The sequence below is a fragment of the Parabacteroides faecalis genome (genome assembly GCF_022809355.1).
In the GTDB taxonomy this organism is placed as follows: domain Bacteria; phylum Bacteroidota; class Bacteroidia; order Bacteroidales; family Tannerellaceae; genus Parabacteroides; species Parabacteroides faecalis.
Map to the genome: position 1 here is coordinate 1 of NZ_JAKZMM010000053.1, position 25187 is coordinate 25187.

The 25187-nt window shown below is 44.3% G+C and carries 21 protein-coding genes and 2 riboswitches; of the genes, 7 read left to right on the forward strand and 14 right to left on the reverse strand.

The window, feature by feature from the left end:
- Window positions 1-104 precede the first annotated feature (104 nt).
- The 8 genes from MUN53_RS15705 to MUN53_RS15740 form a co-directional block, all read right to left on the reverse strand.
- Entirely contained in the window at window positions 105-674 is a 570-nt protein-coding gene (locus tag MUN53_RS15705) for a hypothetical protein (protein ID WP_243326407.1), read from the reverse strand.
- A gap of 26 nt (window positions 675-700) precedes the next feature.
- A complete protein-coding gene (locus tag MUN53_RS15710) occupies window positions 701-5728 on the reverse strand; it encodes a DUF5074 domain-containing protein (RefSeq protein WP_234061998.1) in 5028 nt (1675 codons plus the stop codon).
- A complete protein-coding gene (locus MUN53_RS15715) occupies window positions 5729-7381 on the reverse strand; it encodes an Ig-like domain-containing protein (protein WP_226769904.1) in 1653 nt (550 codons plus the stop codon).
- Window positions 7382-7546: 165 nt separating this feature from the next.
- Window positions 7547-7747: riboswitch (cobalamin riboswitch) on the reverse strand.
- A gap of 87 nt (window positions 7748-7834) precedes the next feature.
- The gene (locus tag MUN53_RS15720) at window positions 7835-9682 is read right to left on the reverse strand and encodes a DUF5074 domain-containing protein (RefSeq protein ID WP_151896508.1); all 1848 of its coding nucleotides are present in this window, start codon (window positions 9680-9682) and stop codon (window positions 7835-7837) included.
- Window positions 9679-9921: a hypothetical protein gene (locus tag MUN53_RS15725; protein WP_243326408.1), complete on the reverse strand. Its 243-nt coding sequence runs from the start codon at window positions 9919-9921 to the stop codon at window positions 9679-9681. Before MUN53_RS15725 ends, MUN53_RS15720 begins: the two co-directional genes overlap by 4 nt.
- Window positions 9922-10040: 119 nt before the next feature.
- Window positions 10041-10961 (reverse strand): cell surface protein, encoded by a 921-nt coding sequence (locus MUN53_RS15730; RefSeq protein WP_243326409.1) that lies wholly within the window; start codon window positions 10959-10961, stop codon window positions 10041-10043.
- Between the two features lie 2 nt (window positions 10962-10963).
- Entirely contained in the window at window positions 10964-12115 is a 1152-nt protein-coding gene (locus MUN53_RS15735) for a YncE family protein (RefSeq protein WP_151896507.1), read from the reverse strand.
- 11 nt (window positions 12116-12126) lie between these two features.
- Window positions 12127-14097 carry a TonB-dependent receptor gene (locus tag MUN53_RS15740; RefSeq protein ID WP_226769902.1) on the reverse strand — a complete coding sequence of 657 codons (1971 nt, stop codon included), beginning with the start codon at window positions 14095-14097 and terminating at the stop codon, window positions 12127-12129.
- 83 nt (window positions 14098-14180) lie between these two features.
- A riboswitch (cobalamin riboswitch) is annotated at window positions 14181-14393 on the reverse strand.
- A 970-nt stretch (window positions 14394-15363) separates the two neighbouring features.
- Between MUN53_RS15740 and MUN53_RS15745 the strand changes: the two genes are divergently transcribed.
- Both MUN53_RS15745 and MUN53_RS15750 read left to right on the forward strand, forming a co-directional pair.
- A complete protein-coding gene (locus MUN53_RS15745; RefSeq protein WP_151896504.1) occupies window positions 15364-15657 on the forward strand; it encodes a helix-turn-helix domain-containing protein in 294 nt (97 codons plus the stop codon).
- A complete protein-coding gene (locus tag MUN53_RS15750) occupies window positions 15654-15953 on the forward strand; it encodes a helix-turn-helix domain-containing protein (RefSeq protein WP_151896503.1) in 300 nt (99 codons plus the stop codon). The genes MUN53_RS15745 and MUN53_RS15750 overlap by 4 nt, the downstream gene beginning before the upstream one ends.
- 88 nt (window positions 15954-16041) lie before the next feature.
- Here MUN53_RS15750 and MUN53_RS15755 read toward each other — a convergent pair whose 3' ends face one another.
- Window positions 16042-17370, reverse strand: coding sequence for a site-specific integrase (locus tag MUN53_RS15755; protein ID WP_151896502.1), 1329 nt, complete (start codon window positions 17368-17370; stop codon window positions 16042-16044).
- Window positions 17371-17372: 2 nt separating this feature from the next.
- Complete coding sequence (locus tag MUN53_RS15760) at window positions 17373-18701, reverse strand: site-specific integrase (protein WP_151896501.1); 1329 nt, start codon at window positions 18699-18701, stop codon at window positions 17373-17375.
- A gap of 72 nt (window positions 18702-18773) precedes the next feature.
- Here MUN53_RS15760 and MUN53_RS15765 point away from each other — a divergent pair, with 72 nt between their 5' ends.
- Complete coding sequence (locus tag MUN53_RS15765) at window positions 18774-18956, forward strand: hypothetical protein (RefSeq protein ID WP_243326410.1); 183 nt, start codon at window positions 18774-18776, stop codon at window positions 18954-18956.
- A gap of 9 nt (window positions 18957-18965) precedes the next feature.
- On the forward strand, window positions 18966-19499 hold the full coding sequence (locus MUN53_RS15770; protein WP_317236357.1) for a site-specific integrase: 534 nt from the start codon (window positions 18966-18968) through the stop codon (window positions 19497-19499).
- 242 nt (window positions 19500-19741) lie between these two features.
- Here MUN53_RS15770 and MUN53_RS15775 read toward each other — a convergent pair whose 3' ends face one another.
- The 4 genes from MUN53_RS15775 to MUN53_RS15790 are packed head-to-tail and all read right to left on the reverse strand — an operon-like array spanning window position 19742 to window position 23558.
- Window positions 19742-20605, reverse strand: coding sequence for a nucleoside phosphorylase (locus MUN53_RS15775; protein WP_243326411.1), 864 nt, complete (start codon window positions 20603-20605; stop codon window positions 19742-19744).
- Entirely contained in the window at window positions 20602-21597 is a 996-nt protein-coding gene (gene floA / locus MUN53_RS15780; RefSeq protein ID WP_243326417.1) for a flotillin-like protein FloA, read from the reverse strand. Before floA ends, MUN53_RS15775 begins: the two co-directional genes overlap by 4 nt.
- A gap of 29 nt (window positions 21598-21626) precedes the next feature.
- Window positions 21627-22097, reverse strand: coding sequence for an NfeD family protein (locus MUN53_RS15785; RefSeq protein WP_243326412.1), 471 nt, complete (start codon window positions 22095-22097; stop codon window positions 21627-21629).
- Window positions 22098-22130: 33 nt separating this feature from the next.
- Window positions 22131-23558: a tetratricopeptide repeat protein gene (locus tag MUN53_RS15790; RefSeq protein ID WP_243326413.1), complete on the reverse strand. Its 1428-nt coding sequence runs from the start codon at window positions 23556-23558 to the stop codon at window positions 22131-22133.
- Window positions 23559-23646: 88 nt separating this feature from the next.
- On the opposite strand from MUN53_RS15790, the gene MUN53_RS15795 reads away from it, so the two are divergent.
- Genes MUN53_RS15795 through MUN53_RS15805 form a run of 3 tightly spaced genes read left to right on the forward strand, consistent with a single transcriptional unit; the run spans window position 23647 to window position 25032 of the window.
- Window positions 23647-24396 (forward strand): adenine nucleotide alpha hydrolase family protein, encoded by a 750-nt coding sequence (locus tag MUN53_RS15795; RefSeq protein ID WP_243326414.1) that lies wholly within the window; start codon window positions 23647-23649, stop codon window positions 24394-24396.
- A gap of 1 nt (window position 24397) precedes the next feature.
- Window positions 24398-24769, forward strand: a complete 372-nt coding sequence (locus tag MUN53_RS15800) for a DMT family protein (protein WP_022455190.1) — start codon at window positions 24398-24400, stop codon at window positions 24767-24769.
- A gap of 26 nt (window positions 24770-24795) precedes the next feature.
- Window positions 24796-25032, forward strand: a complete 237-nt coding sequence (locus tag MUN53_RS15805) for a hypothetical protein (protein ID WP_243326415.1) — start codon at window positions 24796-24798, stop codon at window positions 25030-25032.
- Window positions 25033-25187: the final 155 nt, after the last annotated feature.

Consider the following 25187-nt stretch of genomic DNA (forward strand, 5'->3'; position numbering starts at 1 on the left):
TTATCTTTGCAAAGGTAATATGTAAAGCCTTTTAGTAAGACTTATTTTATCTGTAGAGTTTTTTAGTAACGTATCAAAAAAGTGTAAAGTAAATTTAGGCATAGTCAATCTGAACCAAAGGGATGTATAAGTAACCCTGTCTTCTGAGATTCCACAATGGCATTATCAGCTATTTTTTGTGCGTTTTCCGGATAAGTATTACCAGCTTTTTTAGCTCCTTCCAAATCAAATGCAATTTGTACTTGGCTCGAACTCCTCTTTTCATAGCCTATACCATTAATCGTATAGCCCATAGAGCCGGTATATTGAACAAGCAAGAGCAAACGCTTATCAGTTTTCGCAACGGCTTCTACCATATCAAGACCGCATCTTTCTTCTCCTTTTGGCCAACGGTATCCCCAGACCAAATGATCTGGATTAGTCTTACTTCCGTCGTGCCAGGAAATGACCAGGGCTGCTTGGTTACAATTCAATGAATCGGCTTCCTCGATTCCGTCGTACACCCAAAACTTAATGTTTTTCATCGAGAACGTCTTGTCCGTCTCAGCTGCTTTTGCAGCGCTTTTGGCAATTTTTAAATCATTACGGACAATCCCTTGCACTGTTCTCTGTGTCTGTGCCTGTGCCGCAAATATTATAAATGCGGTGGCAAATAAAAGTATAAACTTTTTCATTTTTTTGTTTTTTAGAAATAAAACATTTATCGGATCACTACCTTTTTAGAGAAATACATTTCTTGATCTTTTACAGCCGTGATAATATAAGTTCCGGCCTCTTGTTGGAGTTGAGTCCTGTCATGTTCCGATTTTACGGTATAAATCTTTGTTATGCGTCCGCTGAAATCGACTACATAACAGGTACAACCTGCCAGATTTTCCAAAATCAATTCATTGTTTGCGACAAAAGCGTCCGGCTGTACGGAAGTTATCTCCTCATTGGCGGTCGGATTCTGCGCGGTCGTAAACGGATCGGCGGTTACGGTGGAGATTTTGTTGCCGGATTTATCCAAAGCGACGATTTTCACGCTGTATTTCGTATCCGGTCGTAAACCGGCAATGTTGACCGCCACTTTGCCTGTAGATGCTAGCGGTGCGGGTTCAGACGATTTCAGGCCGTTGATTATATTACCGAAACGATCCGCTACATATTCCTTATCCAATATCGGCGTGTTACCCACGTAGCGATAGAGTTGCAAACGGTATTTCTCAGCTTTCTCCACCCGGGCGAAAACAATCACGGCCGAGCTGTCTTTGGCAATTACTTCCGGTTTCGTAGCCGGATCGTAAACCGTCACGGAACAACGTGCCTCATGCTTGCCATCAGAGGTAACGGCAATCACATCCGCTTCGCCTTCTTCGAGACCTTCCACGATACCGGTTGTATCAACTGCGATAACATCCTCGTCTGATGAGAGCCAAATCACCCGCTTGTTGGTTGCGTTGGCTGGGGTTACGGTGGCCCGGAGCACGATCGCTTTTCCTTTTTCCAATTCCACGGAAGTCTTGTCCAACGAGATACCGGTTGCCGGAACTTCTTTTTTCCCGACGGTCACGACACATTCGGCTGTGTAGCCTCCGTCTTCTGTCGTGACACGCACGATGGTACTTCCTGCCGACACGCCGGTTACCAACCCTTCGGCAACGGTAGCTACGGCGTTGTTCTCGCTTATCCAAGTTACTTTCTTGTTTGCGGCATCAGCCGGGGCGATGGTCGCATACAATTGAGCGTTCTCGCCCGGAGCCAGCGTCAGGGCGTTTTTATCCAGCTTCACGCCGGAAACCTTCACATCACCTTCCGCTACATTCAGATGGCAGGTAGCCGTAAAATTCCCGAACTTGGTGATGACACGTATCGTAGTAGTTCCGCCGACCTTGATGGGAGTTATCAAACCGGTTTCCCGATCGACCGTAGCCACCGAAGGATCCGAGCTTTCCCAATAGACGGTCTTATCATACACCACGCCATCCTGCTTGGTTTCCACCTGATACCCGATGGTCAGGGGCTCGCCGGCTTTTACTGTCATCACCGAGGCGTCGAGGGTTACACCTAAGATGCCATAACTGCTATCTGTTACACGGATTGTTTTCACCGCTTTTACATCATTTTCTTTGGCACTAACAATAATTTGAGTAGTACCCTGCTTTTTTGGTTTCAAGGTAAAACCTTCCTCATGCGTATCTCCTAACTTTTTAGTGCCTATTTCAAGAATTTCCTTATCTTGTGAGGTGATAGTAAAACGTGTTGTCAAGGCTTTTGCTAAAGTGGCGTTTGAAGGTACAAACCCGACATCGAAGAACTGGGTATATAAAATACCTTCTTCTATGTCGTCTTTAACGTCTATCGAGATTTCATCATCCACCCCTTTACTGGTCAATGTCAAGTCTTGCAAAGGTTCTAATCCCAATACATAAACTACACATTGGCCGGATGCTTGGCCGTCAAAAGAGGAAACCTTCACGTCATATTTACCTATATTATTCACGGTTGTTGCCATGTCAGACCTGTACATCGTACTAAAAATACCATCGTCTGTTATGTCAGCAGCACCCACCGTTGTACCAATATTCGTAGTCCAATCGGTCGTAGGTTTACTCCATTCCACCGTAGGGTATGTCGCATTTTTCGGATTCACCGTGGCAGCTAATTGTACAGCCTCACCCAAAGTAACCCGTACCGTATCTTCTTTACATACGACGTCTGTGGCCCAAGTATCTCCAACTAAAATCTGACGTTCCTCTGAATAACTACCATCTGATACATAAGCGGTAATCGTAGCTATACCATTCCCTTTTGCTGTAATCAAACCATCTTTATTTACAGAAGCTATATTCTCATCAGAGGAGATGAATTTTACACTTACTTCGTCCGATTTTAATTTTGAGGACATTCCTTCTCCGTCCAATTTCCATTTCAACTGCAAGGTCTCACCCGATTTCAACAGTGTCTTTTTATCTTCATTTTCCAACTCAAAGGAGCTTTCCAAATCCTTTTCTTGGAAATTAATGATACACTCTGCGGTATATTCCTTTCCCGCATACGTGACGGTACATTTCAACGGGACTTCTCCTTCATAAAAAGTATAAGGCTCATTGGTCTCGTAGTTTTCAGGATACTGTGTTATTTTATAACGTATTCCATTTTTGTCCGAAGAATCATCAGAGGACGCATCCTCGTCGGGATTGGTCAAACTGGAATTAGTCCAGTCGCTGGGAACCTGAAAATCCCACTCTATGTTCATTGTTTTTATTTTAGGAGTCGCAGGGTAACATTTAACTTCAGGCGTTATTTTCCCCATATCATTCATCATGCTTTTCGAATACCCATATACAGGTTGACTGAAAACAATGCGTTCCAACTGATATTCGCAAGTTACTTTGATCGGATTCGATGTTACTTCATTTTGCCCTTGTATAGAGCGGACAGTTATTTCAGCCACTCCATCACCGATAGCGGTTACAATCCCATTTTCAATCGTAAATGCATCTGGATTTGAACTTATCCATTCCACATCTTTAATACTTGCATTCTCTGGGAAAACTTTAGCTTTCAAAATCTTCTTCCCGTTGATATTGAATTTTAATGTTTCTTCTCCGGGTTGTTCTCCTTCGGATGTAGTTAATTCAATCTTCTCTACCGGAATCAACTCTTTCACAAGCACGGAACATTCCGTTGTTGTCAAGACGATAGACTCTTCCTCCTTGGAAGATATTTTGGCGATGATCTTCGCTGAGCCGGTTTTTAAGGCTTCAAATTGTACTTGCATCGGATTTTGTCGAGTTATTTTCAAGATGGATGTATCGGAAGATTCCCATTTTAATGTTTCCTTATTATTTAACCATCCCCCTTTTACTATTACAGTTTGGCTTTGTCCTTCGAAAAGCTCAACACTCGCCATATCCAAAATCAAGCTTTCCCTCTTCACCGTAACTTTACACGTCGCTTTCACACCACGATCTTCGCTGGTTGCGATAATTGACGTGATTCCGGCCTTCACACCGGTAACGATGCCTTCTGTTGAAACTGTCGCAATTGCATCGTCTTCCGACTTCCAAGTAGCCGTCTCACCTTCCATGCCTTTCACCGTCAAGGTAACTGTTTTGTCTTTCTCGACAGCTACTTCCGATTCGCTGATGACAAACGGTGCTCCGGTACCTTCTTCCAGTTTCACGGTCAGATCCGTTTCCACCGTCTTACCGTTCGAGTTGAATTTCAAATGAACCGGAATTGTTGTCGCAGTAGTAACGGAAGCCTCTACCGGCTGGATTACCAAATGGCAATTTTGTATGGCAACCGTTATCAACTTCTGATGTGCCTCACTCATAGTAGTGGTCAAAGTAATTGCCGCAGTCATATTATCAGCGTCTTTTACGACCTCTTCCAAAGGGATGTTGACCTGAGTCTGTTCCGCATCCAAAACCACCTCTTTCGGCGCTCCGCTCTGAATCGCGGGAGCCTCGTTATCCGGGAATACCGGCAAAGCGGGAAACCAGTAATTGGTAATGTCATACGGATAACGACCTTTGATCGTCCCGTTCTTTTCACCCCGTCCATCGGTCGCCACCACTGCCAATTCATGTTCCGGATTCAGGAATTCATGATACCAGAAGCAATACATATCGTCTGATACAGGATCGATACGGAAACCGGTTCCATACAATCGCCAGTCACCTTCCACCTTTCCGAAGTCAAATACTTTATAAAATTCGTTCTTATCGATATCGTAGCAGAATATCTTGTAACCTGTAAACCAGCTACCTGTTCCCTGACCTTTCCAATAAATCTTGTTTTCCTTCGTGCTGGCACAAAAACCATCAGCCGTCCATGCGTACCAAGAGTTGGGAATTTCCTCAATTCCACTGGCAGTCGGTATATCAACCTGTTGCACCGTCAATGTCGTCGGGTCCACTTTCCATATTAACGGTAAAGAAGCCCCCGTGCCGGTCAGTTCCACGGTTGGACTTGCCCAGATCGTACCGTCTTTGGAGAGGACGATCGAACCCAATCCGTGCCCTTCATGCTCTTCAGGTTTAAGGATGGTGGTTTCCAACGTATGGGTCTTGGCATCGATAACCAACAATCCGTCTTTCTGGTGGACAGCAAAAACCCGGTCTCCAACTCGGATCATCGTACCGATTTGAGCACTGTACAAACTGCCGGAAGTATTCTCAGTCCCGGTAATTCTCTCCCCGATTTCCATCTTGTCAATATCATACAGGAAAATACCGTTGCTGGTTCCTATATACCCGGTATGTTCATCCACGCCAAGGAAAGAACGCCCGTCGGAATCTCCGATTCTCGTAAATTCTTTCAGCACCTTCATCGTTTTCGCATCGATAACCGCCAGACGGCTTCCGATAACGGTCGCACCCGGATCTTTCTCCTGTTTGGAAACGATATAGAACTTATCTCCGTAAATCGTACCGAATTGGCTGGTACATCCCAACTCGTGACCGGGGTTTTCTTTCTGGAAAGCCCGAAGTGTCCACTTTCCGTCATCTGACAGGAAATTGACGGTACTGTTCTGATGGCCGAACCAATCCTCATTGACAATAAAGGTTCCTTTCGTGTAATCAACTTGTTCATTCGCCTGAGCGGTTGCCCTTAACATCGTTTGAGGCAGTTCGGGCAATTTCAATTTCTCTTTTTCCACCGGATTCAGCGAGGATTGTCCCCAAACGCTGAATAATGGAAAAAACGCAAGTAGCGTAATCAGATTCTTTCTTTTCATTTATTTTATAATTATTTTGAATGATACTTTTTTGTCTTTATTATCTCCAAATACGATGTAGATACCTTGAGACAACTCCAGGTAATGATATTCCGCAGTTGAGTTCACATGATATCTTGCGATGATATGGCCCGACAAGTCCGCTACTGTAACGGCATATCCCTGCAAATTTCGGAATACCCATCCTCCATCTTTGAAAAGAGCTAGCGGACGGTTGAAGGTAACATTCTCTATGCCTGTAGGAATCGAGACATTATCCACCTCAAACGAGCCAACGATATCCAAACCGTTCATGACTTGTATTTCGATAAGATATTCCACACCGGTTTCTAAACCGCTTAATTGAAAATCAATATCCTGCGAAGAGGATCTCAGGTTAGGGAACTCGCTGAACATATCTCCGTTTTCGTCCAATACATACGTTTTCTCCAATACCTTTTCGCTTGAAACCAACCGATATTGACGGATTTCGTAAGAGGTCGCATTTGCCACTTTTTGAAAGGACAGGATTCCTTTTTGAGGATCAAAAGAGGCTTCGCCTTCCAAATTGCCGTTGACGGTTATGACGCATTCAGCCGTGTAACCACCGTCTTGTGTTTTTACGGTAATCCGTGCCATTCCCGCAGCAATGGCATGAACCATTCCATTTTCGACTGTGGCTACACATGGATCGGAACTGCTCCATGAAACGGTCTGATTGGTCGCATTTGTCGGAAATACGGTATACTCCAAACGCTTGTAAGAACCGACAGACAAGGAAAGTTCAGATTGAGATAAGGTAACATAACTTACCGGTACATCCGGATCAGGGGCTGGATCGTCAATCGGGGTCGCCGCGATAAAATGATCACCGGGAGCGGTTCCTTCCATCGTACTCATATCCCCGTTCCAGCTCCAGGCATCCCAAGAGCCATCCTCCAATTTCCGGCTGGTCGCACCCAGACCAGAGTAAGAAAAAGTACTGGTTTGACCTTCCCGGACAAAATAACTCCAATAGCCTTCATACCAACCGGCTTCCCAATGAGTCGCATTATCGCAAGTCCATGAATCATAATCATAAGAAGGATAACCGTAAACTTCCGCATTTAACGGATGATAGATAACTCCGGTTTGTAACCCTTCTCGAATGGCCTCGGCCACATCTTCTGCCGGGTGTTCCGGAACAGAAGTCTGTCCTAACAAGGTGTTTTCTATCGGTAAATCAAAATCGAAAGCGTTACGGGGATAATCTTTGGCTTCTTGCAAGTTGTATTGGATATTCATTGTGCTTTCCGAATATCCGATACCGTCTATCGTATATCCCATTGGTCCCGTATATTGGGTAAGTAAAACAAGCCTCGGATCGGCTTTAGCGATCGCAACGATCATATCATGGCCGGAAGCCTCTCCATCCCATTTATACCCCCAGACCATGGCATCAGGTTGAGTTCCGTCATGCCACTCGATAACCAACGCGGCCCGGTTGGAACCGGAGCCTACCCAAAACTGAATGTCCTCAAATGAAAATTGCGTGTCTGAACGTAATTCTCCTGACCGAAAGTTCGTCTTGCCCGTATTCAAATCCGGACGTGCGATACCTTGCACCTGCCTTTGCGCAAATCCTTCAAAAAACAAGGCGCACATAGCAAGCATTAAAGATAAAAATCTACCCATATGTATGTCAATTAAAAAAATTAGATACATGTATCTAAATACAGAGGTCGCATGCGACCTCTGTACTATCCCGTGCAATTAATTGTCCACGAAATAATGCTATATATCCCAAGACGAATCCTATTCCAAACCCCGGTGGAATGAATCCGAAGAAAGCCTCTATTGCTTTCATAAAATGTATTGGCAGGTCTTCTGACTTGCTCCAATTTTAGGTCGACCTTCCCGTTTCAAAAAACAGTGGCAATGAGTGATGCCTAAAATGTGTATTTGAGCTTACAGCAGCGGGACTGTTCAGGATTTACACCTGATTCCCTTTTAATTATACACCCCGAACGGTATGTATAAACCAATACAAGTACAAAAATATTAAATCTTTACTATTTTGAGCAACCTTTTACACTTAAAAAGCCGGAATCCTTGATGAGAAAAGGAGACCGACTTTTTTTATTCATATTATGGCAGTAAAATCTTCCTTGTTATCCTGTCGTTCGATTGCTCTACACAAATTATATATACGCCCGAAGTCAGATGTCCGACCGGGACCGCATCGCCTGAGGCCAACATCCGTTCCAAAACTTTCGCGCCTGTTTGGGAATAAATCTTGATCTTCTGTATATTTTCTCCGACAACCGAAAGATTATTCCCTGATAAGAAAACCCGTATGTCTTCCGTTGGTTCCATATTTTCATTGGAGGTCACGTCTCCACTTGTCGATACGGCCAAGTCATGAGTGACCAATTTCCCGTTTGAGTTGAATTGAAGTGTCACGTTACCTTCTTTCACAGGATCTGTCGCTTTCAAAACAAGCGAATCATTCCTGATGAAAGCCGATAGGGGGGTGTCACAAGTTATGACGGACTTCACGATAGATACGGACATATTGTCTTCATCACAAACCTTATCCCCTAAGTACAATTTGTATTCTTCCCTGATACCCGGTAATACGATATCTTCCGGCATTGCACTGGAGATTACCGGAGCTTCATTATCCGGAAATACAGGGATCGCCGGGAACCAGTAATTCTGTATCATCGAGTATTCGTTTCTCAATTCTCCGGTAGAACTGATCCTGGCCAACTCATGTGTCGGGTCTTGAAACTCATGGTACAAAAAACAATAAAGATCATCCGTTACTGGATGAATACGAAAACCGGTACCATATAATCGCCAATTACCTGGCATTTTTGTCACGTCATATACCATGGAAAATTGTTTTTTATCAATATCATAGCAATAAATACGATACCCCGTAAACCAGCTCCCCTGTGTAGGAGGATAACCGTTCCAGTAAATCTTGTTCTCTTTCGTACTGGCACAAAAACCGTCAGCCGTCCAGGCATACCATGAATTTGGTATATATTCAATACCTTCCGGGAAATAAACACGTTCCATTTCGAACGTATAAGGGCTTAACTTGAGCATGTAATTCATGGCGGCCCCCAATCCTTGTACGTCCTTGGCTACACTAATCCACAAATTCCCGTCTTTTGACAAAACAATGGAGCCAAAACCTCGTTGTTCTTCTTTTCCTGATTCATCTTTCTCAAGTGGAGCCTTGATTGTTCTAACCAGTGTATCCGTTTTCGGATCAATCACCAAAAGCCCGTATTGCTGGTGTATGGCAAAAATATAATCATTGGCACGTACCATGGTCCCTATTTGGGCATAATACAGTTGTCCATATCCCTCGTCATTTGGATTACCCGTACCTTTGATTTGCCCCCCAATGGTCAAATTATCATTGTCGAATACATAAATCCCATTACTCGTACCTATATAGCCTTTATGTTCATCTACAGGTAAATAAGAACGCCCATCGGCGATGGAGATCAGGGTTTCCTTACCGTTTTTGTCTGTTTTCGTCGTTGTCGCTATGTATGGGAATTCCTTGATAACCTCCATGGTCGAGGCATCGCATACGGCAAAACGACTACCGGTTATTTTTGCTCCGGGATCCCGTTCCTGTTTTGACACAAAATAAAAGCGGTTGCCATAAATTGTACCGAACTGGGTCGTACATCCCAATTCACGCCCGGGATTTTCTTTTTGAAAAGCCCTATAAATCCATTCCCCTTGATTGGTCAGGAAATTGACGGTGCTGTTTTGATGGCCGTACCAGTCCTCATTCACAATGAAAACACCATCCGAATAATCCACGTCTCCATCCGAGGCGCTCCGTAACTCAGGAACCGGTCGGTTCAGGCTGATACCCTCTGCCGTCCATCGGGTATTACCCCGTTGAGCACCGACAGACGAGACAAACAGCAAAGAAATAGCTGTGGTTAAAATTTTCTTGTTCATAATCCTTTTATTTTGAGAATTGCGTTATCGTATTGTTGTTTCAGGCTCACCGGATCAAGAGGTACAACCTCCTTTGTTTCTATGTGAAGATCCTGTGCCCGTAAAACTTCGGTGGATGTTTCTCCTATCCATCCACAAAACTGGTTGATTCCGGAATATACCTTAATAAAATCCACCCCATCAAGATGAACCGGATTCCCTTTTTTATCGACAGCCCAGCTAATATCAAAATCGTTCAAATCTTTTTCTTCATTCGGATGGTTGTCGACGTACCCCCAAGGGTAAGAATACAGGACATAATATCTCCCAGCTCCGCTTTCATCTATGGCGTTCGCTTTCAAGAGGGTTCCGGTAAAGGTTATATCCTCTTCTGATAACCATGCCGGATAATAAGGTTTGTATGATAAATTACCTGAGATACATAACCGGACTCCCCTTGATTATCCCTCCAGGAAATATAAGTTAAATCCGATATCTGCTGGCTCATGTCCGGTTCCGGAATCTTATCGGGATCAGGTTTCCGGTAAGTGATGGAATATTCCTTGACCGTTTCCGGCTTATAATATTCACTACCCGCCAACTCGTACCATTCATCGTCCGGTAAACCATTCTGATTCGTATCAAAAGAGACCTCTACAATCCCAGGTTCACAGCTTCCTCCTTTTTTATCCTCAAACTCCGGTAAATCAGAATAGAACGCATTCCCTAAAACGCGAAAGTCTTTTTGTCCTTGTACATTGATCACCGTATGATCAAAACCGAATATGACATATCCCCCGTAACTACCCAGCGAGATCATCTCGTCATTTGTGCCGGAAATATTTTCCTCCACTTTTTTTCGTATATCCTCCTCCGTTTCACCTTCCAGATATTCAGGCATGAGATTGACAAATTGGCCTGGCGCGGGACGGTATTCATAGACTTTCGAGATATAGGGACTATATTCAATCTCCTCGTGCATAACCACGAAACGGAAATCATGTTTATAAGGAGTTGTAGGATCAATGATCTCAAAAGTAAGATCGTATGTTCCGGTATCCTTGGCAAGAAATATATAATCTCTCTTCTCCGACAAAAGGCTATCCCGTCCATCCGACCTCAAGGTCCACCGGTATTCCTCTCCGGTAAAGGCAGGATGTAATGCGTAAGCCTTCATACGAGGCAAATAATAAATATCGTCAATTCCCAAACTGACCATCTGTATGTCTTTATCACAACCGGAAAAGCCGAATACAGACAAAAACAAAAAAAAGACGCTCTCTCTCCACAATCTACTCATGTTCATTCCTCCTTGTTTACAAAGACCATATGGGCCGGTATATCCCCTGTGCGGACACCCCATTTTTGAAATCCGTCTTGATCATAGCAATACAGTGTTCCACTGGAAACATAGTTCTTCGCATCGGTGACATAAATATCTTTCGTCACAGGATGGACGGCAATTCCATAAGGTATCTTGATGTCTTTCTCTGTTCCGTCGGATATAAAGCTATCCCTGATTACTTTTTTTGTGCGGATATCTATCACTCCATAACCAATCGTGTTACTTTGAGTATTATTATTCCATTCCGTACTGTAATAATATAGACAATCATCGTCAATCCATAAATTGGAACAAGGAATATTTAACGTGTCGGTTACGACCATCTCCGTATAACCCGGGCGTTTTTCCAATACATACAAATTGGAATGGATAGTGTTGTAATCTCCTCTGGATGTTACCCATAACTTACCATATTTGTCTGCTCTGATACGATGAAGATTGATACCGACCGGTATTTTCTGCACCTGCTTGAAACGCTCCAACTCAATTACAGAAACGGTATTGTCATAATCGGGGGCACGATATCCTCCGGAATTGGCTACATACAAATATTCTCCCAAAACAGTCAACTCATCCGGTTGATAACCGACCGTCACTTTCGCCTCTACCTTCAATGAAGCCGTATCTACCCGATAAACAGCCCCCTGTGGCGCATCCGGATCAATTTGAACGGGGCCTACATAAGAGGTTACATAAGCTTTTCCCCGATAAAAACGGATGTACCGGCAATTTGGGATATCCACTTGGGATATCCGAACTCCGGTTTTTGCATCCAGAACCTCCACTTTATGGGAACAGTTTACTACTACATATAATTTACTTCCATAAATTTGGATATCATTACCTACATCTCCCAATTCCTTTACGACATCCGGGTTCCTCTCGGAATAAAGATTCCGTATATAATATCCGTTAACAAAATCCAAATAATCGAGCGTGCATTTATTGCTGCCCATATTCCCCTCATTCACCAAATACATTCCGACAGGATCAGCATCCGGTTGTATGCCATCCCCAATCAACTCGTATTCCGAAGGGACGACAATTTCAATCTTCCGACAAGAAGAAAAGGAAAGGATAAAGATGCTTATATAAAATAACAGCTTCATACTCATCGGTATTATAATTCGACCGTTAAAGACGCCCGATAATTTCGCTTGGGCATAGGATAATTCAAAATAACATCATAATCTTGACTCAACAAGTTGTTGACCTCCAAAGATGCTTTCAGTGAACCAAATTTCATTTTGAATTCTTTAGACAAGGAAATATCACTGGTATACCAAGGTTGTGTATAGTTGTATTTGATATTTTCCTGTTGGTTATAGCGTTCCCCCACATAAATAAAGCTGTAATTCAAGTCCCAGCCTTTGTAAGAAGCTTGGGCGATGGCAGATCCGCTATGCCAGGGTATATAAGGGATCTGGTCTTTATAATAATTATCGGAAGGATCGGTATAATCTTGCGCCTTTTGATAGGTGTATTGTACTTTCATGGTAATGAACAAGTCTTTCCAAGGATTAATCATCGTTTCTGTACTTATATCAACACCTCGTATTTTCACTTTCCCCAAATTTAACATCGTCCAACGGAATTGTTGTCCCTTCGGATAAGCGATTATCTTGTCCTTCACATAATTATAATAGCCGTCCGCTTGTATCTTAAAATGGCGAAATAATTTATTCCCCCACTGTTTTTGGTATACGGTTCCTAGATTATATTGCGTGACATATTCGGGATCCAGCTTGGAGTTTCCCATATCAGCATAATACAGGTCATTAAAAGTGGGCATCCTGAATGTTTTTTTATAGAATGCTCGTAGACTAAAATCATGTTTATCAAATAGCTTATATGAAAGAAAAACAGCAGGAGTAAGTATTTGCCGGGCTTTGGGGGCTGGCCCTTCTTTGACCCGGTCGTTCACAAACGTCGCCAAACCGCTTCCCTGCAACTTTACTTTTCCCAGGCGGAGAGCCGTTGCGATCGACAGCAGGTTGGTAAAACGGGTGGGGAATACAAAACCGTACATATCCGCTTTCATCTCATTCCATTGAAAATCGTATGACATGGAAACGTCCCAGAATGGGAAAATCGTGTACATATTGGCTGTAGAAACATAAACCTCACGTTGTTTATAAAGATTATCCACCTCGATCAGTTTATCGTCATTATTTACATAGTGTGTACGATAAAAAGCGTATTTTGCGTTAACCTGTGTTTTGAATTGATCGTTCACCTCTTTTACAAAAGAGCCCTGAAAAAAGGAATTGGTATCCCAGACCCGTTCTCCGCGACGCCACACGTTATTGACAATAGCGCCGGGGATACCACGTTCAGAATTATAATTATAAACTTTTGCGTTCCAGGTTCCTCTTTCGATTGTTCCATACAATCCCGCTTCCAAGCGGGTTGCGTTGATATCCCCGTTTTCCCGCACGGCGGTCGTATCGTATGCGATCTCTCCGGCCGGATTGACACGACGGTAACGGAACTTGTATTTTCCGCTGGCATTCAGCCATTCTGCACTGAACGAGGCGGCTACATTCTCGGATATTTTATATTCAAAAAGAGCCGAAGGATTGATCACATCAAAAGATCCGGCTTTCATGGTTGCCCTTAAATTCGTGTTTTTTCCATCCTCAAATTTAGGTCTGCGTGACCTAAGATAGAGCGTCCCTGCCGCACCAAAATCCTTGGCGGACTGGAATATCTCGCTTTTCTGTCCGTTATACAGAGAAATTTCCTCGATATTGTCCAACGAATACATGCCCAAATCGACCTGCCCGTTCTGAGCGTTGCTCAATTCTATTCCATCGTAAAATACCCCCATATGATTCGTTCCCATGCTACGGATATTCACTGTTTTTATACCGCCTACACCTCCATAATCTTTCAATTGTACCCCGGAAAAATAACGAAGGGCATCTGCGACACTGTGACTGTTCAATTTTTGAAGTTCTTTGCCTGACAATTTTTGAGAAGGTATGACTTCCCTGAAACTTTTAGCCACAACGGTTATTTCATCCAAATGTTGGATGGAATCCAATCTACTTTGGGCATACACCCATAGAGGGCATATCCCTAGCATCATAACCATAAGATTTTTTCTCCTTATGGTCTTAAAAAATATTATATTCATCGTAACAAGATATTACCATCACCTTATCCGAGGTGACGCATAATTCAATTATGGCAGGTTTTCTGACTCATCTCCCTTTACTCGGCAATCACCTTCCCAACCTTTCCTATATTTATGGTCAGTGGTTCGTAGAACGCCCGGTTTTATTGATTTACAGCTACGGATACAGTTCCAGACTTACACTGGATTCCCTTTTACCGACTTAACTATGGACATAATCAAGTCACACCATAATTTATGCGACAAAAGTAAATGAAATAAATTTAAATTGAATATAAAATTAAACAAAAAGATAGAATAGTAAATAGATGCGGTTTAAGAATCTTGCTTTGTGGTAATAAAAGATCGGGCTGTCATCCCAGCCTCCCTGCTTTTATTACTCACATATTCCTGCAATAGAACAACTCTAGGAAAAAAGCGATCCGGTAAAGATGAGGACAAAATGTAAACGGTATATGAAGTTTGTTGCTTATTTATTAGTCGTACATTGTATGTTGGTTAATAATCAGATAATTTACAACTTTAATATAAGCGTGGACGAAGACCAATTTTAGCTGGTTCATGAATTTGTTAAGAACGTTCGGTTCCTATGCCCTCGCATCTGAAATTTGGATGCCTCGTTGAAGCTCCCGATCCCACGTTGGCGTGGTGGGCTATAGGCTGTATTCAACCAATATATACGTTTCGGTTTATAATCACAAGTCAGTCTTGAAAAGTATTGGCACAGTGAGTTCCTATAATCAAAAGTAAATCAAAATCTTATTGTCTCGGGCGTTGCGGCTTCGCTTTCCATGGGTATTTTCCTTACGACAAGTCGCGGAAAATACCCATGGAAACAAACGCCCGGACAATGATTTTGATTTCAGGAAGGATTATAGGGACTCACTGCGACCGACGCGACGCATAACCGTGTCATTGATAAAAAGGCAGGCCTCCTTTATATCTCCATAAAAGCAGGTGGAATAGCGAAATACATGGGTCCGACAATATCTTGTGAGAAAAGATTCCGCTCCATGAGAAGACAGGGACTTCTGCTCTCTCTGCTCTGCATAATCTTTATGCCTGCATCTCGGCTTCTTTGCCTTTCCGCATGCACTGTATCTTTGGGGTTTTATCTTGTTCCTGCCATCTGATGAAATCTGATGACATCTGACGACAGGTGTTTGGAGAAAAGATTGTTGTTCCGCTATATTTGTTTCGAACCAATTGAATACGCTTATGGAAATCGTCACTATTGAAGCGACAGTCTTTGAAAGTATGCTGGAGTATCTGGAAAATGCAGCCCGGATTACAGATGAACTCTGTGAGAAGCTCCGTGAGAAGAGAATGGGGGAATGGTTGGATACCCAAGAGGTCTGCCTTCTGCTGGACGCCTCCCCCCGTACATTGCAGACCCTCCGTGAGAACGGCACGCTGGCATACAGCCGGATCAGCCACAAGGTCTATTATAGGCCGGAGGATATACAAAAGATACTTCCCGCCATTCAAAAGAGAAAGGGAGGCCAGATATGAACGGGCTGCTGACCGGAAAGCATGAGAGAATCCTTGCTCTTTTCCGGAAACTTGATCATATGACAGACAGGCTTGGCAGCCTGTCCCGAAGCCCCCGTCCCGTATTGGACGGGGAACATTATCTTACCGACCGTGAACTCTCCGGCAGGTTGAAAATCAGCCGCAGAACCTTGCAGGAATATCGGAACGAAGGCAGACTGCCTTACATCCAGCTCGGTGGTAAGGTTCTGTACAGAGAAAGTGACATAGAGAAAATGTTGCGGGATGGATACAGGAAAGCCCGATCGCCATTGTAAGGGAAGTCTGGAATGAGGTCAAAATGAATGGGACAGAAATCTGTGAAGACGGTTTCTGTCCCTTGTTTTATCTTGTTGCGACCATACATTACGGTACCTTTTCGTTTTTTTCCTGGTCGCATTCCTTTTTCCATCCGCTGTACCGTCCGCATTGATAGACCCTGGACGGCATGTTGTCGTCCGGCAGGGAATACATGCCTTTGGTTTCTTCCGAAAGTTTTCCGAAATCCCTGCGTACCTTTTGGTTGGTTATTTCCGCATAAATCTGTGTAGTACGTATGCTGGAATGCCCCATCATTTTACTGATGGTCTCAATTGGCATGCCGTTGGAAAGGCAGATTTCAGTCGCATAGGTGTGTCGGCTCATGTAATAGGTCAAGTGGCACTCAAGCCCGCACATTTCCCCGATGATTTTCAGGCTTCTGGACAGGCTGCAAGTGGCCGGAACCCGGAACAGTCTCCCATTCTCTCCCTCGCCTTTATATTTTTCCATGATTTTTAATGGGATGTCAAGCAGTTTGATACGGCATTCCACCTTTGTCTTCTGACGGTTGATGTGTATCCATTTGGAGCCGTCTGGAGCCGTGACGATATGTCTTTCGGACAATTCGGCCATTTCGGCCCTTCCCAGTCCGGTGAAGGTCGAGAAGACAAAGAGATCCCTGGTGTGGCACAGCCGGTAGGTGGGAAGATCGATTGCCATCACTTTGGCAAGCTGCTCACCTGTCAGGTGTCGGTGAAGTGTCGGGGGGATCTCAAGCTTGTAACCGGTGAACGGATAGCGTGACAGTATCCTGCGTTTGACTGCGAGCCGGACAATCTTGCACAGCAGGATCAGGTAGTCGTTCAGTGATATGGTTTTCAACTTCAATATTGTGGAAAGATAGAAATGGAAGTTTTCGATGAACTGCATGTCTATCGAGCGAAGTGTCACGTCTTCCACTCCATATTTGTATTGCAGGAAGTTGTACAGATGTTTTCGTGTGGTCAAATATCGGATATAGGTATGGTGTGTGCGGTCGATCCCCACACGCTTGGCGTACTCCTCGTTATGCTCGTCAAAAAGGGCCAGAAGATGTTCTTTGGGCTGAGCCTTCCCCGTAACTGCGTTTTTTATGATCTCAGCCGAGACGTACCCGGCTGAGTCCACGCTCTTCTTATAGGCGGTTCGTGCCTTCTCCTCCAGTTCCTCCAGTTTCCGATTCAGCCCTCTCAACTCTATGGAGGTTTCCGGATTCTGTCCGTGTATGACGGCACGGCCCTTATTGGCATCCCAAAATTTCGGCTGCACGTCCTCTCCGGTGGAATACTGGCTTACTTTCCCGTCAAGGGTGATACGTCCCATGACGGGGCATTTTCCGTTTTTTTTGATTTTCTGTCTGTTGATATAAAACAATAGTTTGAATGTGCTTCTCATTCTTACACTCCTTCCATTGGGTTTAATATTTCTTTTCTTTCTCTTCTCCGTATCTCTCTTAAACTCATGTCCTTCAGAATAGTGGATGGAGGCTGGTCAATGCCGGACAGTGTGTATTTGCCGGTGATCTCATGCTCCAGTACCGTCACGTCCCGGTCCACCTTCTCGTCGGTCACTTTAGCATAGCGCTGCGTGGTGCTGATATTCCTGTGCCCCATAGCTTTGCTGACAGTCTCGATGGGTACGCCCTGTGAGAGACAGATCTGGGAAGCGAAACTGTGGCGGGCCATGTGGAAGGACAAGTTACGATCGATGCCGCATTGTGCGGCCATCTTTTTTAGGTGAATGTTCATGCTTTCCTTTGTCAGCATGGGAAATAGCTTCCCGTCTGGTGCCACCCCCCTGTACTTCTTCATGATTTCTATGGCGATGTCCAGTAGGCGTACGTTTTCCGGGGTTCCCGTTTTCTGCCTTCTGGTTTCTATCCATAAGTTCCCCTCGTGGTCCCTCACCACATTCTTTTCCGTCAGGTTGCGCATGTCACAGTAACAGATGCCGGTGAAGACGGAAAATAGGAACATGTCCCTGGTGAAGTTACGGTTGGGTGTATCAAAAGTGGTGCCCATCAACCTGTCCAGTTCTTCTCTGGTAAGAAACCTCTGTTTCTGCTTTGGCTTCATGGGGGAGAAGTCCTTGAACGGGCTGAAAGGCACGATGGCTCGGCTCACGGCGATTCGGGCGATATGCTTTAGCCTCTGGATGTGCCCTATGGAGGTTCCTGCCTGAAACTTTCTGTCGATGCGAAGATACAACTCGAAAGCCTCGACGAACGATTCGTCTAGTGCCTTGAAAGGGATATCCGATACCTTATATCTCACCTTGATGAACTCCTCCACGAAGTGGAATGTATGCCAGTACAGGTAAAGGGTGTTAGCGGCACGGTTCACCCCGACACGCAAGGCGTATTCCTCATTGTGCTCACGGAACAGTCCCAAGAGAGTCACCTGTTTCTCCGCCATACCCTGGAAAGCGTCACGTATCTGTGTGGCGGTGATGTCATCGCTGATTTCCGCCAGTTCGCTGTATCTCCTTTGCAGCAGGAGCATCATCTTGTCTATTGCCCTGTTGGTGGCAATGGCCATCCGGCTTTTTCCCGTACACCGTTGCGAGGTGGCGTTCCACAGTTTCGGGTCCACTCTTATCTTGCACCCGAACTGTGTGGTCGAATTGCCCGTAGCTTTTATCATGATCCTTCCCATCAGCGGGCAGAGCCCGTCCTTTCCCTGCCCGTTCCGTTTAAGATAGAGCAGCACCTTGAATTCTGTCTTCATTCCTTTCCTTGTTTAAATTGCAATATTATAAATTGTTACAAGGATTCCCGATATGAAAAGACTGGCAAAACGGTGAAAAAGAACCCGATTGGTGGTTTTCCCTTGCAAGGGAAAATGGAGTTCACTAATACTACACTGCGGTATGGAGAGAAAATCCATGGTTTTCACCAGCTTACCCGCTCGGAAACAGGTAATGACTTGGTAGCGGAACCGTCTCAATATATTTCTTTTTTTGGTTATTCAGTCAATGTGTAGAATAATGAAATATCGCTATATCTCAACGGGTTATGTTTTGGATGCGGTGTTCTTCCTAAAAGGGATTACCTGACATTTTGTTGCTTCACCGGATTACGATTCTCGGATATTACCTGGCTTCAGAAAGATAACTTCCACCTCATTGATGGGAAATGGTGGCTGATCTTCAAAAGCCTGAAAACCGGAGTGACTATCAAGCTGCCTATTTACATGCTTTTCGACGGAAAACCGATTGAGATTTTCAAGAAGTACTGTAAACGGAATTTCAAGTCTTCTTTATTCGGACTTTCCACGACCAGTAATTCTGCCACAAACAAGCAACTGAAACAGCTGGCACAGAAAGTAAAAGTTTACAAACACATTTCATTCCACACTGCCCGACACACTTGCGCTACCATTCTTCTATACAATGGCGTACAACTAACCACCGTGCAAAAACTTCTCGGTCATCAAAGTATCCGTACAACCGAGGTTTACAGCGACATCATGGATATGACTGTTATCCGTGACCTGCAAAAGATCAAGCAGAAGAAAAGCAAATAGCATACCAGCCTATCAACTTGTGTTCTTAGATTTCCTTTCCGGGAAATCCGTCTAATGGTACTTTCCAGCGTTGGAAAGCGACCGGGTATTCTCCCGTATATTTACCAACGCTGGTAAGTTCTATACGATTACACAAAAATACAGAGACACAAAGCTTCATAGATCTTTGTCAATCTATCAAACTCCGTGTCTCCCCAAAAATGCTGTGTGCAAAACACAACCGTTATAAAAAATCTCTTCCATCAAATCCGATCCAAGACCTTACGGATCAAATCAGGAATCGAACCTTTATATTCCGTATTCATCTTACCACCCAGGCGATCAGCAATAATACAGCAAACTGTCATCGCACGATGTCCCATCAGAGCAGCCAGACCAGCCAGCGACGAACTTTCCATCTCGAAGTTCGTAATCTGATACTTATCCCAATGGAATGATTCTATTTTATGATTCAGGTCCGGATCAGCCAAAGCCAAACGTACTTTTCGTCCCTGCGGACCATAGAATCCATTGGCGGCAATGGTCACACCATGAATCACATCATCCTGACAGATCTGTTCAACCAACGACGAATCGGCCGATACTACATAAGGCATGATCCGATCCAATTTCCAATCCAATTGTTCCTTTAGTGCCTGCTCAAAATCTCTATCACGTACTTGTTCATTATTGGCATAAAAATATAAGACGCCATCGAACCCGATCGACTTGGTTGCTGCTACATACGAACCGATAGGCGTAAACGGCTGCAAACCTCCGCTTGTTCCGATACGTACCAAAGACAACTGACGGAAATCCGGTTTTATAGTCCGTGTCTGGAAATCTACATTTGCCAACGCATCCAGTTCGGTCAGGACGATATCAATATTGTCCGTTCCTATTCCATGTGATACTACGGTAATCCGTTTTCCCTGATACGTACCCGTAATCGTATGAAACTCACGGCTGGATACCTCACACTCCTTTGTATCGAAGAAAGAGGCAACCAACGATACCCGAGCAGGATCGCCAACCAATATCACCCGGTCGGCCAACTGTTCCGGTTTGACATGCAGATGGAATACACTTCCATCCGCATTGATAATTAATTCAGAAGGAGCTATCATTCTTTCAGCGGTTTAGTAGATGAACTGGTTGAAGCCGGTTTGGCAATCGCATCGCGCATGGATGTATCAGCCTCGATATTCTTCATCCGATAATAATCCATCACCCCAAGGTTACCCGAACGGAAAGCTTCTGCCATCGCTTTCGGTACTTCCGCTTCTGCTTCGATCACTTTGGCACGGGCTTCCTGAGCTTTCGCCTTCATTTCCTGTTCCAAAGCAACGGCCATTGCACGACGTTCCTCGGCTTTCGCCTGAGCAATATTCTTATCAGCCTGTGCCTGATCCATCAACAGATACGCTCCGATGTTCTTACCTATATCAATATCAGCAATATCAATAGACAGAATCTCAAAAGCTGTTCCGGCATCCAACCCTTTCCGCAATACCAGCTTCGAAATGGAATCCGGATTTTCCAATACGGATTTGTGAGATTCTGAAGAACCGATCGACGAAACGATACCTTCACCTACACGTGCCAAGACGGTTTCTTCGCCGGCACCACCCACCAATTGCTTGATGTTCGCACGTACCGTCACACGGGCTTTGGCAATCAACTGGATACCATCCTTTGCCACGGCTGTTACCGGAGGAGTATTGATGACCTTCGGATTGACCGACATCTGTACGGCTTCAAATACATCACGTCCTGCCAAGTCAATAGCTGTAGCCATCTGAAATGTCAATTCGATATTGGCTTTCGAGGCAGAGACAAGGGCATGTACCACTTTCTCTACATGACCGCCCGCCAAGTAGTGTGCTTCCAGTTCATCACGGGTAAGCGTTTTCAGTCCGGCTTTGTGAGCCTCGATCATAGCTTGCGTAATGATATAAGGAGGTACCTTACGGATTCGCATCAGAAACAACTGAAGCAAAGAGATATTCACCCCCGAAACTTTCGCCGAAATCCAAAGCAGGAACGGCACATAATAAAAGAAAATGGCCAGCAGCAGGATGACTGCACCAGCAACTACCAAAGGAAATGTTGTGTCCATCATCGTATATACATTTAAACATTTATAATCTATTCTTTCCGCCGGACAATGACATTGTAGCCTTCTACGCGCACAATGACAACCGGCGTTTTTTCATCAATAAATTCGGTCTCAGACTTGGCTTCTACCGTAATGTCACCGAACTGGGCTTTTCCGATCGGAGCCAGCCGGGAAAGAGCAATTCCTTCATCTCCTTCCTTAATTCCCAGATCACGACTGGATTCCAGACGAGAATCCACATCCGTATGCAAAGCCAATTTATTCAGTGAACGGGAACGCATCAGCCACACAAAACCAATCACGAAAACGACAGCCGAAACAATCAGCGTAATATTTCCGACAAGCATACCCATACTATAAGCCCAATACAAACCTCCGGTAGCGAACAAAACGCCACCGATACCGGCCAACGTCAATCCGGGCAGGAAAAATATTTCCGCCAATCCCAACAAGACTGCCGCCAGCATCACGAATACCAGAATAATAAGTTGAGTGATCATATCCTTATCGATTAATTCTACTAAGTTCCCGAATCATTTCTTCAAGAAACGAACTTCCGCATTACGCGCCTGTTTTTCCAGCTCTTCCACCTGAGGGATCGAAGCTTCCAGTTTAGCCTCCAATGCCAAAATGGTTTCCTTCAGTTTTTCTCTCTTTCCCGGATTCTTGGTATAATCCTGGCGCAAAGAAGCCAGCTTCTTTTCATCTGCAGTAATCTGCTGCTTTAAAGATACAACTTTCTGATAAATAGACTTGGCTTCCGGAGATTTTATTTCATCCCACGTGTAATAAATCTTGTTATCTTGAATGACAAAGTCAAAATCCTTCTCGATTTCCTTCTTTCCATACGGAATTTCCTGATGTGCCAACTGTATCAGTTCCGAATAGTCTTCTCCGGCAACCCAAGAATCCCGAATAGAGCGTACGGCCGCTCTGGCACGTTTCACTTCCACATCTTCTGTCTCCACCCGGTCATGATTCTCATTCGGGATAAACAGATAGACACAAACTTGTCCTTCCGGCTGGAAACGATCGGAAACGAACCATCCCAGATTCTTCACCTCATCAAAGACAATCATGTAATCATTATAAGGCGAGTTGAAAGGCATACCCAACCGTTCGGGAGCCAGGTATGAATCCGAATTCATATTGTAGCGTGTCACAAACAGATCATAGCCACCCAAAGAGCCATTTCCTTGTGAAGCAAAATACATCGTAACACCATCAGAAAGGACAAACGGATAATTGTCATCGGCGGTACTGTTGATATTCATCGGCAACTGCTTCTCGTCGGCCCACTGGTTCATCAGGCGAGACTGGGTAAACAGGCAATAATGATTCTCGTCTGTCGGATGAGCATAATAGATCTTATCCCCTTTCTGATTCATATAGACAGAAGAAGAGATTCCCGCCTTATCAAAGAACGAATTGTACGAAGTAAGCGAACCACTCTCTTCGCTCAAGGTATAAGCAGAAAGGAAATCATCTTTATCCACCACTACACTGTCAATGATCTGTATGTTCTCGACCTTTTCCATCATACGCTTGGCATCTTCCAACACTTCCAGGCGTAATTCGGCAGTTTCCGTATCCCGTTTCTTCTTTTCCAGCCACTCGATATACTGTTCATACATATCGACTGCATCTTCAAAACGATACGTCTTATAATAAACTTCCCCCAAATAACGGAACGATTCGATAACTTTGCGTTTCACGGCAAACGAGAGGTGTTTCTCAGCCGCAGCCAAGTCGCCCGTTTCATAGCAGCATACTCCGTACCACAGATTATACGAAGAATTACTGGGCGATTGTTTGATCAGTTTCTCAAAAGCGGGCTTTGCCTCGGCATACTGTCCTTCATTGTATAATTTCTTGGCTTGGTCCAGACTCTGAGCCTGCAACTGGCCGCAAAGAACAGTTACCCCCAAAGTATAAAGCAGTTTTGTTACGAACGGTTTCATCACTTTCTTATCTTTTATAATATATTCCAGCTTCAAAGATAATCATAAAATTGTGTTTTGTTCTATCTTTGTGCCGTTATTTGGAAATATGGCAAAACGAACAGAAGAAGAACGGCTCTTTCTGAAAGTGGAAGAGAAAATCAGGAAGGCAATCCGAGAATATCAGTTGATAGCCGAAGGCGACAAAATATTGATCGGTCTGTCGGGAGGAAAGGATTCACTGGCATTGGTAGAATTCTTGGGACGTCGTTCCCGTATCTTCCAGCCCCGATTCTCGTTGGTGGTGGCACATATTGTCATGACCAATATCCCCTATCATTCGGATACGGATTATCTGCGCCAGATGGCAGCCCAATACGATATCCCTTTCGTCTTGCATGAAACCAGTTTCGATGCTTCTACCGACAAACGGAAGTCGCCTTGTTTCCTCTGTTCCTGGATGCGCCGCAAGGCCTTGTTCGAAATAGCCAAAGCCCACGGATGCAATAAGATTGCTTTAGGCCATCACCAGGACGACATCTTGGAAACCCTGCTGATGAACCTGACGCATCAGGGAGCATTCGGAACCATGCCGCCGAAACTAAAGATGAGTAAATTCGAGATGGAAATCATCCGTCCGCTTTGTCTGGTCAGCGAAAAAGAACTGACAGCCGTGGCTGCCTGGCGTTCTTACCGCAAACAAATCAAGAACTGCCCCTACGAAACAGCTTCCAGCCGGAGTGACATGAAAGAATTGCTCCGACGAATGGAAGAGATCAATCCCGAAGCCCGGTACAGCTTGTGGGGCAGCATGACGAATATACAAACCGATTATTTACCTCAGAAAAATAAACAATAATATGCAAGCATTTCTTACTATTGCGATGTTGGTTATTTCCAACATCTTCATGACATGCGCCTGGTACGGGCATTTGAAAATGAAACAGCAATTCAGTTGGTTCGAACATCTTCCGTTGCTGGGAGTTATCCTTTTCAGCTGGTTCCTGGCATTCTTTGAATATTGTTTTCAGGTTCCTGCCAACCGTATCGGTTTCCGCGACAATGGTGGCCCGTTCAGCTTGATTCAGTTGAAAGTTATTCAGGAGGTCATCACGCTGGTTGTTTTCGTTGTTTTCAGCACCATTGCCTTCAAAGGAGAATCTTTCAAATGGAATCACGCGCTGGCATTCCTGTTTCTGGTAGCAGCCGTTTATCTTGTATTTAAGAAATAACTCAACCCCAAGAACTCACGATCGCAATGCGTAAATTACTTTGTCCTCAATGTAAAATCGCCGCCATGTATGTAAAGAACGAGGCTGGCGAACGATTACTGGTTTACGTTACAACCGATGGTCAGGTTGTCCCGAAAAATCCGGAAGCATCCACTGAAGGATTTGATCTTTCAGAAGTATTCTGTCTGGGCTGTTCATGGCATGGCTCTCCCAAACGGATGAGTAAGCTACAAACCGCTCGAATCACGGGATCTATTTGGTAAACAACCATATACACCAAAAGTGAAAGATATTTTCAGAAAAAGAAGAAGTATTTGCAGAAAGTACCAATTGTCAAAAGGGATAATACTACGTTGGGAGAAAGAGTATGTATTAGCAGAAAAAGCCTTACCTTTATCCTCGGAGTTATTGAGAAAAT